12 protein-coding genes and 5 tRNA genes are annotated in these 17,580 nt (G+C 54.1%); 5 read left to right on the forward strand and 12 right to left on the reverse strand.

The window, feature by feature from the left end; translation table 11 throughout:
* Positions 1–69: 69 nt before the first annotated feature.
* The 9 genes from clpX to DC28_RS06820 all read right to left on the reverse strand — a co-directional run bounded on the left by clpX (position 70) and on the right by DC28_RS06820 (position 6,481).
* Positions 70–1,308, reverse strand: coding sequence for an ATP-dependent protease ATP-binding subunit ClpX (clpX, locus tag DC28_RS06780; RefSeq protein WP_037547168.1), 1,239 nt, complete (start codon positions 1,306–1,308; stop codon positions 70–72).
* Positions 1,301–1,906 (reverse strand): ATP-dependent Clp endopeptidase proteolytic subunit ClpP, encoded by a 606-nt coding sequence (gene clpP, locus DC28_RS06785; protein ID WP_037547170.1) that lies wholly within the window; start codon positions 1,904–1,906, stop codon positions 1,301–1,303. Before clpP ends, clpX begins: the two co-directional genes overlap by 8 nt.
* 175 nt (positions 1,907–2,081) lie before the next feature.
* Positions 2,082–3,434 carry a trigger factor gene (gene tig, locus DC28_RS06790; RefSeq protein ID WP_037547172.1) on the reverse strand — a complete coding sequence of 451 codons (1,353 nt, stop codon included), beginning with the start codon at positions 3,432–3,434 and terminating at the stop codon, positions 2,082–2,084.
* Positions 3,435–3,579: 145 nt separating this feature from the next.
* A tRNA-Gly gene (locus tag DC28_RS06795) sits at positions 3,580–3,651 on the reverse strand.
* Positions 3,652–3,720: 69 nt separating this feature from the next.
* Positions 3,721–3,802, reverse strand: a tRNA-Leu gene (locus tag DC28_RS06800).
* A 69-nt stretch (positions 3,803–3,871) separates the two neighbouring features.
* Positions 3,872–3,944, reverse strand: a tRNA-Lys gene (locus tag DC28_RS06805).
* A gap of 94 nt (positions 3,945–4,038) precedes the next feature.
* Positions 4,039–4,112 (reverse strand) — tRNA-Arg (locus tag DC28_RS06810).
* A gap of 7 nt (positions 4,113–4,119) precedes the next feature.
* Positions 4,120–4,191: transfer RNA gene (locus tag DC28_RS06815), tRNA-His, on the reverse strand.
* Between the two features lie 25 nt (positions 4,192–4,216).
* Complete coding sequence (locus tag DC28_RS06820) at positions 4,217–6,481, reverse strand: AAA family ATPase (RefSeq protein WP_052078572.1); 2,265 nt, start codon at positions 6,479–6,481, stop codon at positions 4,217–4,219.
* Between the two features lie 35 nt (positions 6,482–6,516).
* On the opposite strand from DC28_RS06820, the gene DC28_RS06825 reads away from it, so the two are divergent.
* Together DC28_RS06825 and DC28_RS06830 are read left to right on the forward strand one after the other, a co-directional pair.
* Positions 6,517–8,865 (forward strand): hypothetical protein, encoded by a 2,349-nt coding sequence (locus tag DC28_RS06825; RefSeq protein WP_037547174.1) that lies wholly within the window; start codon positions 6,517–6,519, stop codon positions 8,863–8,865.
* Positions 8,862–10,838 (forward strand): hypothetical protein, encoded by a 1,977-nt coding sequence (locus tag DC28_RS06830; protein ID WP_156104608.1) that lies wholly within the window; start codon positions 8,862–8,864, stop codon positions 10,836–10,838. Before DC28_RS06825 ends, DC28_RS06830 begins: the two co-directional genes overlap by 4 nt.
* A 316-nt stretch (positions 10,839–11,154) precedes the next feature.
* On the opposite strand, the gene DC28_RS06835 is transcribed toward DC28_RS06830, so the two are convergent.
* The 3 genes from DC28_RS06835 to DC28_RS06845 are packed head-to-tail and all read right to left on the reverse strand — an operon-like array spanning position 11,155 to position 13,926.
* Complete coding sequence (locus DC28_RS06835) at positions 11,155–12,345, reverse strand: coiled-coil domain-containing protein (protein WP_037547177.1); 1,191 nt, start codon at positions 12,343–12,345, stop codon at positions 11,155–11,157.
* A 1-nt stretch (position 12,346) separates the two neighbouring features.
* Positions 12,347–13,078 carry an amino acid ABC transporter ATP-binding protein gene (locus DC28_RS06840; RefSeq protein WP_037547245.1) on the reverse strand — a complete coding sequence of 244 codons (732 nt, stop codon included), beginning with the start codon at positions 13,076–13,078 and terminating at the stop codon, positions 12,347–12,349.
* Positions 13,079–13,119: 41 nt separating this feature from the next.
* Complete coding sequence (locus tag DC28_RS06845) at positions 13,120–13,926, reverse strand: type 2 periplasmic-binding domain-containing protein (RefSeq protein ID WP_037547179.1); 807 nt, start codon at positions 13,924–13,926, stop codon at positions 13,120–13,122.
* A 225-nt stretch (positions 13,927–14,151) separates the two neighbouring features.
* Between DC28_RS06845 and DC28_RS06850 the strand changes: the two genes are divergently transcribed.
* The 3 genes from DC28_RS06850 to DC28_RS06860 all read left to right on the forward strand — a co-directional run bounded on the left by DC28_RS06850 (position 14,152) and on the right by DC28_RS06860 (position 17,455).
* The gene (locus tag DC28_RS06850) at positions 14,152–15,387 is read left to right on the forward strand and encodes an extracellular solute-binding protein (RefSeq protein WP_037547181.1); all 1,236 of its coding nucleotides are present in this window, start codon (positions 14,152–14,154) and stop codon (positions 15,385–15,387) included.
* Between the two features lie 74 nt (positions 15,388–15,461).
* Positions 15,462–16,526, forward strand: a complete 1,065-nt coding sequence (locus tag DC28_RS06855) for a carbohydrate ABC transporter permease (RefSeq protein WP_081942036.1) — start codon at positions 15,462–15,464, stop codon at positions 16,524–16,526.
* 2 nt (positions 16,527–16,528) lie between these two features.
* Complete coding sequence (locus DC28_RS06860) at positions 16,529–17,455, forward strand: sugar ABC transporter permease (protein ID WP_052078573.1); 927 nt, start codon at positions 16,529–16,531, stop codon at positions 17,453–17,455.
* Positions 17,456–17,580: the final 125 nt, after the last annotated feature.

The following is a 17,580-nucleotide window of genomic DNA, read 5'->3' on the forward strand; positions in this document are numbered from 1 at the left end:
AAGCGGCGTATGCGGCTTTTGTGGCCACCGCATACGCCGCGTCTCATGCTTTCGAGGTGTTGGTATTCCCTAGGCCGTTTTCTGACCGATCTGAATTTCAGGACCTTCCTCGCCTTCAATTACCTTCCGGGTGATAACAACGGTTTTCTCTCCTTCAATGGAGGGAATATCGAACATGATGTCCATCATTACGTTCTCTACGATGGCGCGCAGCCCCCGTGCCCCGGTTTTTTGGGCTATAGCCTTTTGGGCGATTGCCTGGATGGCATCCTCGGTAAAATCTAACTCGACGTTGTCAAGTTTGAGGGAAGCCTTAAACTGCCTGATGATACTGTTGCGGGGTTCGACGAGGATCCGGGTGAGATCTTCCTCTGTCAGTTCGTTCAGGTTTACATGAATCGGCAGGCGCCCTACAAATTCGGGGATGAGACCGAACTTGATCAGATCCTCGGGATGGAGCTGTTTAAACAGTTCCTGGGTATCCCGTATGGTGCCGTGCACCTGGGCGCCGAATCCCATGGGTTGTTTGGAAACCCGGTTCTCGATGATTTTTTCCATACCCACGAAGGCTCCCCCACAGATGAAGAGGATGTTCTGGGTATTTATCCGGATCATCTCCTGGTTGGGATGCTTCCGGCCCCCCTGGGGCGGTACCGATGCGACGGTTCCTTCAATGATCTTTAGCAGGGCCTGTTGTACACCCTCCCCTGAAACATCCCGGGTAATAGAGACGTTTTGAGTCTTGCGGCCGATTTTGTCGATCTCATCAATGTACACGATCCCTACTTCCGCTGCGGATACATTGTGTCCTGAGGCGTGCAGGAGTTTGAGAAGAATATTCTCCACGTCCTCTCCCACATATCCGGCTTCGGTGAGGGTCGTGGCATCGGCGATAGCGAAGGGAACCTGGAGCTTTTTAGCCAGGGCCCGGGCCAGGAGGGTTTTTCCGCTACCAGTGGGTCCCAGGAGAAGGACGTTGGATTTTTCCAGCTCAACGTCTACGGCTTCGGTATCCTTTTTTTGAATAATCCGTTTGTAATGATTGTACACGGCCACGGAGAGAACCTTTTTGGCTTGTTCCTGACCTACCACATATTCATCAAGATATTCTTTTATTTCTTTGGGATTCGGTACAGATTCAATGAATTCCACTCCGGAAACGATTTGTTCCTCAGTGAGCATGGTATTGCAGACGCGAACACATTCATCGCAGATGTACACCCCATGTCCGGCAATAAGCTTTCGTGCGTGATCCGCTGTCTTTCCACAGAAAGAACATACCCGTGGTTGTTCGCCTTTTTTATTCATCACTTCCCCTAACCAGAACCCGGTCAACGATACCGTATTCTACACTCTCCTTAGCACCAAGGAAATAATCCCGCTCCATATCCCGCGTTATCTGCTCTTCAGGTTTGCCGGTGTGTTTGGAGAATATGGAAATGAGCATCTGCTTTAAGCGGAGGATTTCCTTCGCTTGGATGCCGATGTCTGAAGCCTGTCCTTGAGCGCCCCCCCAGGGTTGATGAATGAGTACCCGGGAACTGGGAAGGGCGAGGCGTTTTCCCGGAGCACCGCTGGCAAGGAGGACTGCACCCATACTGGCAGCCTGTCCCATACAGATGGTTTGAACATCCGGGCGTATATACTGAATGGTGTCGTAGATTGCCAGGCCGGCTGTTACTGAACCGCCGGGTGAATTTATATACAGGCTAATATCCTTGTCTGGATCAACAGACTCGCAGAACAGAAGCTGTGCAACAATGAGGTCCGCATTTACATCATGTATCTCGCCGTCTAAAAAGATAATTCGATCTTTTAAGAGGCGGGAATAAATATCGTAGGAGCGTTCGCCTGATCCTGTCTGTTCAACTACTATGGGAACCAGATTACTGTTTTGTACATTCATGAGTCGTCCTTATGGTTTTTCGTGGGAGGCTTCTCAAGATCCCAAAACTCAGGATCCCAACTACAACAGCCTCGCGCAAAACTACGAATCATTCAGCTCTTCTGGGAAGGAACTGATGCCATCTCCTGTTCTGCGCCGCCCCCGGAGAACGTGCTCCGGGGTGCGTGGACTCAATTTACTGATTCTGCTGCATCAAGTCCAGAAATTTTACCTTCTTGCCCTTCTTCACGGTGTTGCTTTCCAAGAGCTTATCAAACAGTTTACGTTCTTTTATGTCGTGCCGGAGGTAGTCCAGGAGATTATTTTTTTCAAAGTATTCCCGGGTTTCTTCTTCGCTCATGGATGAACCCTCAGCCTGCTTTGTGATTTCCTGGGCGACCTCATCTTCGGTGGCTTCGATCTCCTGTTCCTCAATGAGTTTTTGGACGATCAATTGGCCCTTCAGGCGTTTTTCAGCTGCAGGCCTCCATTCATCATAGAGGGTTTCTTTGCTGGATCCCTGAGCTTGAAGTACCTGGAGCACCAGACCTTCATTGCCGCCGAACTGTCGAAGGAAGTTCTGCCAATGGGCATCCAGTTCCGCCTGAACCATGCTTTGGGGGAGTGAAACCGGATTTTTCTCTACCAAGGCGTCCACCAGGGCATTGATCTTTGTCTCGCGTACCTTGGCCTGGGCTGATTCTTTCAGGCGTGTTTCAATATCCTTTTTGAGATCGGCGAGGGTTTCAAATTTGTCATCGATATCCTGGGCAAGTTCGTCGTCCAATTCGGGGAGATCCCGGACCTTGACCTTGGTCAGGGTTATCTTGAGGGTGACGGTTTTTCCGGCTAGTTCCTTGTTCTCATCGTCTTCCTGGTATGTCTTGGTGATGGTTTTCTCATCACCGACGTTCATGCCGATGACATCATCATCAATTTTGTAGGTGTTGTATCCTGAACCGATGGTGAAGGAGAAATCTTCCCGCTGGGTGCCGTCCTTTTCTGCGCCGGTTTCATCTAATTCTACAAAATTCACCGTTACGATGTGATCCTTGGCTGCGGGAACGTCATTTTTTTCGGCAACAATGGCATTCTGCTCCTGTAAGGACTGTAGTTCGCGTTGGATATCCTCTTTCCCCACAGATACCTGAGGTTCTTCTACGGTGAAGCCCGTGGACTCTTTGACCTCAACCTTGGGGAATACGTCGTATGCAACGGTGAACGAGAAATCTTTCTCGGGATCGAAGGCCAAATCAGATTCGAGCTGGGGAGTTGAGTAGTGCAGGGGGCGCTGGTCAATCTCCTGGAAGAGGGTGCCGAGAGCCTTTTCTATCAAATTCTGGGCGGTCTCCATCTTCATACTCTCACCGAATTTGGTTTCCAGTATCGAGGTGGGTACCTTGCCGGGACGGAATCCCTTGATTTGAGCTTTTTTTGCGTAGGTCTTCAACAGGTCGGTATAAGCGTTTTTCGCTTCCTTCTGCTCAATGGTTACTGAGAGCTTAACAGCTGAGTTATCAAGCTCTTCGATATGCTTTTCTTTGATCATGCCTCACTATCCTTTTCTCGTGTTTTTTTGGTGAGGGAGGGCCTTCGAAGGTGGCTGACAGCTGCACGGTTGCCCTGTCCACTCGTTTTACGCGTTATGAATATAAAAAAAGCGATCCGGTTCCACCGAATCGCTTGTGAAAGAGAGCGGGAGACGAGATTCGAACTCGCGACATCCACCTTGGCAAGGTGGAGCTCTACCACTGAGCTACTCCCGCATAACTTTTGACTGCGGCGTTCTCTGCACAAGCAGTCATTGCATCCCACGACCCTTACTGAGGGTGGAATGCGAGAGAAGGGACTCGAACCCTTACACCGTTAGGCACTAGATCCTAAATCTAGCGTGTCTACCAATTCCACCACTCTCGCAACGGTACTGCGAGATACTACAGATTTTGTTCGGATGAGTCAATCGGATTTACCGATTTTATCACCCTATGAGCCGTGAAGGGATCGAACCTTCGACCCGCAGATTAAGAGTCTGCTGCTCTACCAGCTGAGCTAACGGCCCTGGTACACTATGACGGTGGGAATATACCAGCTACCGTCTGTTTTGTAAAGTTTCCCTTTCGCTGTTGGGAATACCACCAACCTGGGGAAAATAACGCGCCCGGCAGGATTCGAACCTGCGACCCACGGATTCGAAGTCCGGCACTCTATCCAGCTGAGCTACGGACGCGTGTAAGGGTGGCTGACGGGACTCGAACCCGCAACAACCAGAACCACAATCTGGGGCTCTACCATTGAACTACAGCCACCACGTCGTAGGTTGCAATATGTATATTATTTCCCGGGTAATGTCAAGGCAACCAGGCTATAAATACGCTTCCAGGAAACCCGTCGACCCTGGAGGTTCTGGGATAGGGTTGAGAGCCGGTGTACCTCCTCCTTGGGAAGAACCGTGGATGCAGCCTCGTAAAAGGGAGAATAGCCTGGGGTCTGGCCCTCGGGGCTGCCAAACCAGCCGAGGATATCCTGGGAGTTGATCCGCCGGTCTCCGGGTATGGTAAGGGTCTCGGATGCTGCAACCTGCAGACCCGCTTCATGGGCAAGGGCACTCAAGGTTTCACCGTCCCACCCCAGGGATGGCATCCCGGATGCATAGAGGATCGATTCCACCTGTTCTACCCGGTGTATGGCCTCCTCAGGGGCGTTAATTTGATGCAGTAGACCGGAGAGGCGTTGTGACTCCCGGGGGATTAGTTCTACCAGAATGATTTTTCCCTGGGGTGAAAGAATCTCCTTCAGCAGGGATAGGCGTTGTACCCCCTGGCTATATCCCTGGTTGGTAAGCAGGAATCCTATCTCTCCCCGGGATAGAATTCCGTCGAAGTGTAAATCCGGATAGCGGGACCGGAGCATGGCATTAAAATCCCCTGGAAGACCCTGGAAAAGCTCCGGTTGTTGGAGAAGATCGAGATATTGAGCGGCTTGCTGGGCCTGTTGGGTTGCGTCTTGGCTGGCAAAGCGGGCCCAAACCATACCCTCGGGACAGCGACGGAGTGCTTCCCAGAGGAAGAGCAGGGATTGGCTGCCGTCAATCAGCAACCGATGGTGGCGGGGCGGTTCGAGCTGGGCGAAAACTGCGTCCCGCAACCCCAGGAGGTGGTCGGGATGAATCTGTTCTGACCGGCGAATCCATGCCTGGATGCGGGGGTTTTCCGGTGTGTAGGTAAGGTGCTCCGGGGTGCTGTCCCAGATGGCTTCACTTAACTGGATTTCTCGGCGCTGGTGTACCTGGCCGGCGATGGAGGCCTCGTACCCCAGTTTTCCCGGTTGGTAAAAAATTCGTCCCTGGAAACCCTTGGGTAGATAGGCTTGGGCGGTCCAATGTTCTGCATAGGCATGGGGATACTGGTATCCCTGACCGTGTCCGAAGCCGTGTTTATCCCTGCTGGAATCCCGGAGGTGATTGGGAACCTCGGAATCCCGGGGTTCGTCCTGGGCTGTGAGGGCGTCGAAATACCCCAGGGCGGAGTTGCTTTTGGGGGCCGTGGAGAGGTAGAGGGCTGCCTGGGTAAGGAAGAACTGACCCTCGGGCATGCCGACCCGTTCAAAGGCACTGGCTGCGGCCTCCACTATGGGCAGCGCCTGGGGGTCGGCAAGACCAATGTCTTCGCTGGCGCTTATGAGCATCCGCCGAAAGATGAACCGGGGGCTCTCCCCGGCCTTGATCATTCTGGCCATCCAGAACAGGGCTGCATCGGGATCGGAGCCACGGATGCTCTTTATAAAGGCGCTAATAATGTCAAAGTGGTAATCGCCTTCTTTGTCATAGAGTACCGCCCGTTCCTGAATACTCTCCTCGGCGGTAGCTAAATCTATGTGTATCGGGGTATCCTTGGGGGGAGGAAACCGCTCGGGGGTGGTTTCCACTGCCAGTTCCAGGGCGTTCAGCAAGCTTCGGGCATCCCCGGCTGCAGTGTCTACAAGATGATCCATAGCGGTTTCATCGATAGTTATGGTATAGTTTCCATATCCCCGGTGGGGATCTTGTATAGCCTGCCAGGCAATTGCTTGAAGATCGATGCGTGTCAGAGGCTTGAGTTGGAATATCCTGCTCCGGGAAACCAGGGCTCGGTTTACCTCAAAAAACGGGTTTTCTGTGGTGGCGCCGATTAGTATTACGGTGCCGTTTTCTACCCAGGGCAGCAAGGCATCCTGCTGGCTCTTATTCCATCGGTGCACCTCGTCGACGAAGAGGATGGTTTTTCGGTTGTACAGGCTGTGGCGTTCCTGGGCATCGGCAATAGCCTGACGCACCTCCTTGACCCCGGACAGGACGGCATTCAGGGATATGAAATGGCTCTTTGTGGTGTTGGCTATGACCCGGGCCAGGGTCGTTTTTCCGGTTCCCGGCGGTCCGGAGAAAATGAGACTGCTTAGTTGGTCAGCCTGAATGGCCCGACGCAGAAGACGTCCTGGGCCGAGGATATGATCCTGGCCTATGTATTCATGGATGGTACGGGGACGCATCCGGGAAGCCAGTGGTTCGTCTTGTGCCTGGTTTACATCTTGATTAAACAGAGGGGTGGATTCCTGTCCCATTTCCGCACTATACCATAAGATTGGAAGGTAATACCATGTTCAGCCTGCGACAATACATCACATCACCGGGATACACGGGTATTCGGACAATCCGCTGGGGGGTGGGGCTCCTGGTGGCGGTGTGGTTGCTACACCCGCAGATTCTTTCCGGCCAGGCTGTTCAACCAGAATTGTGGATTCCTCGGGAAATTCTGGCATCCGAGGGGCCGGTCAGAAGCGGGCAGTCCAGTCTGGCCATGCTTCGTCAGAAGCATAGCCAGGACTTATTGGTTTTTTGGGCTATGGAGCCCAAGGAGTTTTTTACCAAGAAAGCGGCGTTCATGGCATCCCTCCAGGATTACCAACATGCGGTAGACGGCATCCTGAAGAGCCTGGTGTCAATTCAGCCGGGAACTGCCCCCGGGGGGGGAGACGGTCAGGAAACGCGGATTGGGTTCTGGCAGTGGCTGTACGGGAGGGATGTGCTGCCGGATTGGGTAGCCTCCGCAGTCGACGCTCAACTGCCCTTGAAGAGCCCTACTGAACCGACAAGTCGGTCGGATACCGCTGGCGCGGGGGAAGGTGAATCGGGAGGGATTCCGGGTACTCTCAAAGGGTTTCCACCCCGGATTGAAGGGGCTTTCCCCTCGGGGGGTGATGAAGATGCCCAAAACCTGTTCCGTGCGGCGGCAACCTGGGTTAACCACCTTGGGGAGTCGGGAGATGTGCTGCTCCAGGCTGGATTCGCCATTGCCGAGGGTTTCGCTCTTAGTGCCGGTTCCTCCCGTGGGTCGGGTAGAGAAGGGGCGGAGGGTGATGGTGTTTCCCAGGAATCCGTCCCGGCGTTATCTTCCCGGGACTTTCAGAATATCATGGTACAGGCGGGACAGGTTATAACCCGGTGGGGGTATCCCCGGGGTGGAATTCTCCAATGGTACTATGCATTACCGCTCATTAAGGCATTGGAATCACCCTATACTAAAATCCTCCGATGGCATCCATCCTGGAAGGCTGTGAGGCTGTACCATTGGATGCTAAAGACTGTGGATCTGCTCTCCCAGGAGGCTGAGGCTTCCTTGCGGCACGGGTTATCCCAGGGGCTGCTCGACATGGGGGGCGGCTGGTCGGATGCGTGGAATCCCATGATTTCCCTTACCGAGGGAGATTGGGAGCTGCTCAAGCGGGACCAGCAGGATAAGTACAACGGTCTGGTTCGCCGGGGGGGCAGGATCGGTGCAGAAACCCAGCTGCATTGGCGTGTTATTCCGGGACTGTTTACCCGGTACACCTTGTTATCCCTTTCTGCCCAGGAGCAGCCTGCCGGGTTTTTACGATCCAGGGATGGTATAATCCTGGAACCTGGACGGAGGCAGCTTCTGCTTGCTGCGGATGAGGAGGGGTACCTTACCTGGTCTACCTACATGGAGGAAGTGCTTGGGGAAGCCGGATTGGAGGATGTTCTCGGTCCTGGGGTGGATTCTCGGATTTCCACCCTGCGTTGGCTCAGGGACCTGGCGGAACAGGGTGGACGGTATCTCGCCGGTAGTGCCGAAGAGCAGTTATCCTTCTTGCTGAAATTTAATAACCTTTGTTTTCCCGGTCAGGAGACCCTGTACATCTCCGAGGTTGCCAATACGGCTGCACAAACCGGTATATTCCTGTCTTTGGAGGCGGCGGCGCACCTATCTCGGGAGCTGGGGATTGAGGGATTTGCACACCTGGACGCCGCAGACCTGGATGCCGCGGACCCGGACGCCGCGGATCATCCCGGCGGACCCGGTTTGACGGATGACCAAGGCGAGACAGCAAGCCATGCCCCCCCGGCAAGGGACGGGTGGGGTACCATCCGAGGCGACGAGGCCGGTGATGGGAAGCCGTCTCGGGGGACCAACCCTGGATTCCCGGGAAGCGGTACGGTTCCGGGGGGTCTCAGGACCGGTCCAACGACGGACCCGGCCGCATCCTCCGACGGGGCAGGTGTTCAGGCTAGGGGTATGACTGAGCCGCGGTTTGCTGCTCTGTGGGTACAGTTCGGGCCCCTGCTTCTTCAGCGTACCGAGGGGGGCGACCAGATTAACCTCCTGGACCGCTTGCTCATGGGGATACGCGCCGGGGTCCGGCAGATTTTGTCCGACGCTCGGCCGGAAGATCCCCTGGTTGTTGCACGATTGAGGGTAAGCGACTGGATTTTGGAGCAGGCCAGGTGGTATGTCATTTCGCCCCAGCAGGCAGTGACGGCACTCGCCATGATTTGGGAATCTCCCGGGAGCGTTCCGGCGGTTCTTGAGAGCTTGCATCTGGCTACCTGGGGGGCGGAAGCGGGTTCTTGGCCTCCCGAGGCCTTTGCCCAGGATTTTTGGAGCTGGAAGGCTCTTCGTTCCCGGAAATCGGGAGATGGAATGTGATGAAGGAGGTTTCGGTGGGGAAACAGGTCTGGATAGTGTTAGTAGCAATGACCCTGGGGTTATCGGGCTGTGGCGGAGAGCGGGGTGATACCCCCGAGGTTTCCGATCCCAGCCAGGAGGCTCCCCGGGAAGTGGTATCCGAGGAAGGTGGAATTCCCGAACCTGAGCCCCTGGTATACACCGACTACCCTCCCATCGGGATATCCCTATCCTCTCAAAATTCGGGATCATCCGAGGCAACTCGGTACCTCTCCTTTCCCCCGCCGCCGGTTTTACCGGAAATTCTGGATCCTGCCGATGTGTTGACGACGGAATCCAGTCTGGAATTTCCGGGAGCCGCCGCCCCGATTGAAGACCTATCCTTCGCGGTACCCGCGGGGCCCGGACTTTTGGTGTTATCCGGACCGGTGATACGGGGGTATGCGGTATCTGGGGATGAGCTTGCCCAGGGCCTCGCCGAGGGCGGCGGGGACCGGTTTTGGGCCGGATTAAACCTCCGCTGGACAGCAGTCCTTGATGGACCGGTATTTCCCGAATTAGTGGTTTCCCGGGGGAAGACACTCTACCTCGGTGTTGCCGGATTCGGTGTCGTGGCCCTAGACAGTTCAGCGGGTTCGGTCCTCTGGGCCTATGGAAGTTCCGAGGTCGGTCTCTCCGGGTTCATTCTGCTCGATGGGATTATCTACATCCGGGAGGGCACCGACTTGGTAGGAATATCCGCAGCCCGGGGCCGGGAGGTGCTGCGTAGTCCGGGGCTTCCCGAGGGAGGCGGCCGGATGACCCTGTGGGATGAGCGGATTCTCTCCCTGGAGGGGGAGGATGGAATTCGTATTCTGGCGCTCTCCCGGGGGTATTCGGCCGATGGTGTGTTGGAGTCGGTGAAATTGTCTCCCCTGAAGCTCGGACCCGTCCAGGCTCTCTGGCAGCTGGAGGGTAGGGGAATTCTTGCAGCGGTTAGCAAGGATCAGGATCTGACCATGTACCTGCTGCACCCCCTCCCGGAGCCGTCCCCAGGGGCAGATTCGTCTACCGGGGGAGATTCGTCTACCGGGGCAGATTCGTCTACCGGGGCAGATTCGTCTACCGGGCCGGCCCAAGGAAGTACCAACCGGACACCCCGGGCCGAGGTGTTGTGGCAGAAGAGTATCGCCCCGGAGCCGGGGTTGCAGGTGGTTGCCTTTGCCCATATAGCGGCTTCCCGACCCCGGGAGAATACCCCCCGTGAGTATTCACCACGGAGCAGTACGGTCTGGCCCGGATTGGTTCTGGGTTTTTCTCAGGGTGATTCTACTGCCGGGGAGGACAGCGGGGTGGTAGTTCTGCACAGTATGGCCGGAGCGTCCCTAGCCGAATTCCCCGGAGCAACCCTCGTTGAAGATTTGATTGCCTCACCCGACGGGCTGCTGGGTCTGCAGGATTCACGCACCTTGGTGCGCCTTGTCCTACCCTCGGAAAACTTGGGGGTCTCCGCACGTCTCACCACCGAGCCCTTGCAGAATGAAGTAACGGCCCCTGCTCAGGTGTTTGGAACCCAGGGCCTGGGAATCTCCCAAAAAACGGCCCTGGCTGTTTTGCCCTTGCTCGCCGCCCCTTCCCCAAATCTGGGTACGGCAGACCGGGGAACCGCCCCTAGGGCGGATCATATTTTCGGATTGCCGGAGGATGGGATCGCGGAGGGGATCCGCTACGATTTTCCTGTTGCTGATCTGCCGGTGACTCGGCCGATAAGCATTTCCACTCCCGGTGTGTATCGGTTTGAATTGCCCGCCCATAACCAGGCCCCACTGCGTATTCTCATTGCCGAGGAGGACGGAGCAGTGCAAGCCGACAATCTTAACAAGGTGTCCCTGGACGACCGGCTGCAGATTTCAGCAAGCCCGGACCGGCCCCTCACCCTTACCCTGGAATGGAGCGGCAGCGCGGAGCGTCAGGGCTATGCGGTGGGATCACTCCAGATGCGGCGCATCCGGTAGTCATCTGTGGATGGTTCATTTAAAACGCTGGTTTGTACGGACCCTGGGCGGAGTCTCTCAAAGCCAATCACTGAAATGATGTAGTAGTGCGCAAAAGGTTGTACACTACACCAGGTATAGTGGCCTATTCCGGGGACCAACCCGGGGATAGTGTCGCCAGGGTGAAAAGTTACAACCTTTTGCGCACTAAAAAATGATTTGATAGTGCATAAAAGGTTGTAAACTACCCCGGATAGAGCAGGACTGCCTGGGCTTAGGCACCAGGGACAGCGCCGCCGCCGTGCAGGGGTTTAATCCCATGGGCACATTACCGGGGTTACCCCTCCTCACTTTCTCCAGAAAGGGCAGGACCCGCTTCTCTGGCCGCTTCAGTGTATTCCTTCTCAGCTTCTTGGAGCAGGTCGGAGGTCTTGTCCAGCTGGGCCTGTTTTTCTGTAATCTGCCGGGCCAGGCGCTCCTCTTCGCTCTGTAATTGGGTAATTCGCTTTTTCAGTTCCTGAGCCTTAATGGCACTGCGGTGCCTGGCGATTTCTTGGTGGAGGGATGTCATGGACTGCTCTACCGTCAGCAGCTGATTCACAAACCGGTCAACCTGGCTGGCGGATTTTTTTCCCTGCTTCTGTTTGGCCGGAAGTGCCTCGAAGTACTCCGCTCCGGCGGTCTGAAGACTCTGACTGCTCTCATTCTGGAGGCGTTCCAGATCATCCTCAATAATCGAGATGAGCCTGTCCGGGGAAGAACTGCCGTACTTTGCCTTTAGATCGTTTAAAAATGCCTGGATTACCCTCCGGCGGGACTCAAGTTCGTCCTTGGAGGAGGAAAGTTCCTCCCGCTGGGCTTGAATAGTCAGGTAGGGTTGATGTGCGGCCTGAAAGGTTTTGCTTGAAGCCCGGTCAGGAAAATCGGTAGCGACTAACCCTGCGCCTAATTCCTTTAGCTCGGAGTGCAATTTCCGCTCGGCGCTCCCCCGTTTAACCTGGTCGGCCAGGGCAAGCCCCTTATTGATGACATTTTGAATCGGGCTTTTCCCACGGTTTGCCAGTTCTTTTTTTTCAATATGATTGCTGAGCTCATAGAAGCGTTCTTGAGCCTGTAGAGCAGCAGCAAAAAGGTTTTGATACTCCCTAAACCGTTCCGGACCGGCCGTATAGACCTCCAGGGCGCGCTGTCCGATCTCAAAAAATAACCCGTCCTCCTGTCGTTCCAGTTCCTTCCGGGTATCAGCATTCCGTTTCAGCTCCTGGCCTATAGCCTTATCCTGCTCCAGGGAATGGCGCAGTTCATTCAGGGTTTCAGAGGTTTCTTGGATCTGCCCGGTAATCTGCCTGGCCTTAGAAATTGCTTCAGGAATGGCTTCTCTTCGTTCTTCCGGAAGGGATTCTAACGCCTCTTCGAGGGAATCTGTTTCGAGGAGAAGCAGCCCGATTTTTTGTACGGTCTCTACCCTGTTTTTTTCTAATTCGTCTATCTGCTGCTGAAAACGCAGGATCATGTCTTTATGGTTCATGTTAGTATTTTAATACTTTTGCAAGAAAATTGGAAACATCCTCAGTGGCTGCAGAGGTAAACAATTGATCCGGTGTTCCCTGTTCTACAATCCCGCCCTGATCAACAAAGAGGATGTGTTGAGCTACATGACGGGCGAATCCCATTTCATGGGTAACCATGATCAGCTGCATTCCCGATTCCCGGAGCTCTTCGATTAAGTCCAGAACCTCCGCGGTAAACTCTGGATCCAGTGCGCTGGTAGGTTCATCCAACAGCAGGAATTCCGGATTAATGGCCACTGCCCGGGAGATAGCGATACGCTGTTTCTGACCTCCAGAAAGCTGAGCCGGCTTTTTATAACCATGTTCCAGAAGCTGAAAGCGTTTTAATAGGGTTTCCGCAATTCCCTGGGCCTCCTCCCGGTTGTGACCATGAACCTTCTGCAGGGGCAGGGTGATATTCTCCATAGCGGTAAGGTGGGGAAACAGGTTGTACGCCTGAAAGACCATTCCCACCCGTTTTCGGTAGTTTCTAAGATGTTCTTCCTTATATATGAGTTCATGGTTGTTTACATGGATTGTTCCGCTATCCGGCCGTTCGAGCCCCGCCAAAATACGGAGTAAGGTTGTTTTTCCGCCTCCGGAAGGCCCGATAATAACCAGGGACTGTAGATCCTGAAGATCAAGGGTCACGGAATCCAAAACGGTGTGGTCCCCGAAGGACTTGGTAAGGTTGTGTATGTGCAGATCCATGGTGTTAAGGTAGTAAACAACCCCGCTTCTGTACAGAAGTTTTAATAATAGGGCTCGAAGATATCCGGGCTTTCCCACTCGATACCCTCCGCCTGCTCCTGACCGAAGAGGATTGGAAGCAGGCGTGCGCCGAAGCTCCTGGCGTTTCCGCTGGAAAGCAGGCGGGTAATCCTTCTATTGAGGGTTTCTCGGAGAACGGGGTTTGCCTCGGGCAGTCGAAAGGCGTAGAACTGCTGACTGAATCCCCCGGTCTGATTTACCAGACCATGGATGCGTAATGCCCCCGGGAGGGCATCTGGTTGGCGTCGGCGGAGGTCCTGGATGAACGATGCGAATCTCAGATCCATATCCAACAGACTGGGCGCCTTCCCCCGGGAAAGGGCCTGCAACCCTTGGGCTCGCGTAGAAACCAACAGAAATTGGGAAGTACTGTTTAATTCCCCTAAGGCTGAGGGAAAGAAATCCCATAGGTCAGCGGGGACAATGAAGTCGTAATCGTAGGATGGGGCCGCTGGAGGTTCCGGGAGATCAATAGCGATGAGGGTGGTACGGATAAAGGGCTGGGTCTGATCTGCCGGATAGGCGGCGCCGATGACACGGCTGGAATCCGAGGGATCAGGGCTCCATACGGGGGTAAGCTGTGATAGGACCTCATTACCCAGGAGTGGCTCGTTCAGGGGTGTCTCCGAGGGGATTCCCGCCAGGGCCTCCAGGGTCTGCTGACCGAGCCACTGGGGTGCACTGATTTCTGACGGAACCAGAGATTCCGCCGGTATTTTTCCTATTGGAATGGCTAATCCGAAAAGGGCAACGACTAGGGTCAGGGGGCGGGACTGGAACTGTTTCATAGGGTCTCAGCCTAATCCGGGAGGTTCTTTTCTGTCTATAGGGATTACACGGTTGCAGATACCGGCTCTGATGGGCGACAGAAAGAAAAACCAAAAAAATGAAAACTTTTCCTTGACGCATTTCAAGAGTGGATTTAGAGTGTTCATACAAACCGGTTTACTAAACCGGTTTGTAAAATTCTTATCTCACCCTCCATAGCCGGGAGGGTAATTAGGGGGTATTCCATGAAAAGGCTTTTATCAATCATGCTCATCATGGCTTTTGCGATCCTTCCTCTGAGCGTATTTGCCAGCGGAGAAGGCGAGCAGGGCGGAGCAGCTGCCTCAGGCAAGGTTTCCTTTGCACTGTGGACTCAGGAAGGGGAATCTGAGGGAGCATTCGCCTTCGTTCAGAAGCTTGCCAATGATTTTATGGATGCAAATCCAAACGTAATCATTGAGGTTGTTCAGAAGGACACCGAGGCGCTTCGGGAAGATTTCCAGACCGCTTCATTGGCTGGTAGCGCTCCCGAGCTGCTATGGACTGTCAGCGACCACGCCGGTCCCTTCCTGGCTGCAAATCTGATCCAGCCTGTAGATGCTATGTTCAATGCGAACAACTTCATTGAGACTGTTATCGTAAACAACAACGCGTACGCAGTGCCCATTTCTGCGGGTAACCACCTGATGCTGCTCTACAACAAGTCTCTGGTTCCCAATGCACCGAAGACCACCGATGAACTCATCAGTGTTGCTCAGGGTCTTACCACCGGGGACATGTACGGTCTTGTATACAATGCCACCGAACCCTTCTGGCTCGTACCTTGGCTGGGCGGTTTTGACGGTAAGGTATTCGCTGCGGACGGTGTAACTCCTACCCTGAACACCAAGGCAATGCGTGACACCCTTCAGTTCCTTGCGGACCTTGAGTTCGAACACGGCGTGGTACCTGCCGAGTCTGACTACGGCACCATGGACACCCTGTTCAAGGAAGGCAAGGCTGCTATGCTGATCAACGGCGACTGGTCACTGGGTGACTATCAGGGAATCCTGGGTGATGACCTTGGCGTTGCTAAGATCCCCACCGTTTCAGCTACTGGTTCTGATCCTGCTCCCTACACCTCTGGTAAATACTTCATGGTTGCCGAAGGGGTAAGCGGTGCAAAACTTGATGCAGTGAAGTCCTTCATCCAGTTCGCTACCAGCGAAGCTGCCATGAAAGAAATGGTTGAAACCCTGGTTCGTCTTCCTGCACGGCTGACCACCCTCCAGGATCCTCTGGTAACCTCAGATCCGATCCTTAAGGGTTCTGCTGAGCAGCTGGCCACCGGTACTCCCCAGCCCACCAACGTAGAAATGCGTGCTGTATGGGATGCCATGAAGCCCGAGATGAACGCTGTACTGGCCGGTACAAAGGATGCTGCCGCTGCTGCTGCTGCTATGCAGGCTGCTGCCGAGGCAACCATTGCTACCATGCAATAAACTCTGTACATGAGTACAGGCTGATCTCCGGCGGAATGATCCGCCGGGATCAGTTTTTTTTTGGGGAGGTTCCGATGAGTAGTGTAGTATTACGGAGTTTGGGAGACGTGCTGCCGACCCTTGGGGTCATTGTTCTGGTGGTGGTTGCCCTTGAGCTTCTTTTGTATCTTGTATTAAAGCGGATGCTCAACTATAAGTATTCCCTGGCCTACATGCTGGTAATGCCTGCAGCCCTGGGGTTACTTGTGTTGGTGGTGTATCCGATCGTTTATAATATTGTAATCGCCTTCAGTGATACCAACCTGTTCGCCGGACGCTTTCCAACCCGGCCGGGTTCGGTGAGCTACGGGGTCGGCGAGTTCATTGATAATATTAAGCTGGTGTTCACCGCACCGGTCTTGAAGCAGGAGTATTTCTTCCCTGTATTCGGTCGAACTATGTTGTGGACCTTCTTACAGGTGGCTGTCCACGTGACCCTGGGGATGATGGTGGCCATGCTGTTGAATAGGCCTATGAAGCTTCGGGGATTTTACCGAACGGTGATTTTGTTCCCTTGGGCGGTTCCCCAGGTTATTGCCGTGCTTGCCTGGAGAGGTGAGTTTAATTTTGACTATGGATATTTCAACGTTATTTTAACACAGATGGGCTTTGATAAGATTCCGTGGATGTCTGATCCATTCTGGAACTACCTGGCTGTTAACATGACCAACTGGTGGTTGGGGGTTCCCTTCATGTCGGTTGTTCTGTTGGGCGGCCTGCAGTCCATTGATCCCTCCTACTATGAGGCAGCGGAGATTGACGGCGGCGGGAAATGGGTCCAGTTTAAAGAAATCACCCTGCCCCTCATGAGGCCGGTACTGACACCTGCCGTGGTACTGGGGGTCATCTGGACCTTTAATCAGTTTAACGTGCCGTTCTTTATCAACCAGCAGGAACTGGAGACCAGCGATATTCTGGTTACCGCCCTGTACCGGGCAGCCTTTGAATATAACCGGTATGGATTTGCGTCAGCATTCGCGATCATCATCTTCCTGATTCTGATGGCCTTTACCCTGATATATATGCGGTTGAGCAACTTCCAGGTGGATGTAGGGCAGAGTAAGAAACGCCTTGCCCAGGCCAAAACGGTAGGAGAATAGCCATGAGTAACATGAATCAACAGGTTTCCATCCACCTTCCCACCAGGATGGATCTCATTAAAAAGCATGGATTTTTCAGGTGGTATTTTCATACAGCCAGGGGCGACAGTCCCTTCAAACGTACCCTGGTGCATATCGCCCTGATCGTCCTTTCGTTTATTGCGGCGTATCCGGTGATGCGGATCTTGACGGTTTCAATTCGACCCGGGGACCGGTTACTATCCACCTCCTTGGCGTTAATCCCGGCTGATGCAACCTGGGATAGCTACTACAAGGTACTCTTTGAGCGGGATTTCTTTATATGGTTATGGAACTCCCTATTAATCACAGCATCCACTTCCTTCCTGGGCGTGTTTATCGCGAGTACGGCAGCCTACAGCTTCAGCCGGTGGAACTTTCCCGGAAGAACCTCCGGGTTGATCTTTCTGCTGGCTACCCAAATGATTCCTGCGACGATGCTCATGGTGCCGATATACATTATCTCAAGCATGTTGGGGATTCTTAACACCTGGAAGGGATTGGTGGTGGCCTATTCGGTGACCTCGGTGCCCTTTAGTATATGGATACTTAAGGGATATTACGATACCATACCCGTCGAGTTGGAACAGAGCGCCATGGTTGACGGTGCAACGCGAATGCAGGCTTTTTTCCGAATCATTCTCCCTTTGAGTGCACCGGCCCTGGCTATTGCCTTCCTGTTCAACTTTACCCAGGCCTGGAACGATTACCTTCTTGCAAGAATCATGCTTCAGAAGCCTGAGCTTTATACCTGGCCTCTGGGGTTACAGAGTATGCAGCGACAGTTCCAGACCCAGTGGGGTGAGTTTTCCGCCGGTGCGTTAATGGTATCGGTGCCGGTAATGATACTCTTTTTAGTATCGTCCAAGTGGTTGATATCGGGTCTGACCCTGGGTTCGGTTAAGGGATAGGATCGGACTTATGGAGAAGTCGGGTTCGGGCGGGGTTTTTGGGTTTGATTCCCCATGGCTCCGCCCGGTTGCCGAGAGCCGGATATGACCGGTTTGCTGGGTAGAACGCCTCTCGTAAAGGCGTT

Origin of the sequence: Spirochaeta lutea (genome assembly GCF_000758165.1) — a bacterium.
In the GTDB taxonomy this organism is placed as follows: domain Bacteria; phylum Spirochaetota; class Spirochaetia; order DSM-27196; family Salinispiraceae; genus Spirochaeta_D; species Spirochaeta_D lutea.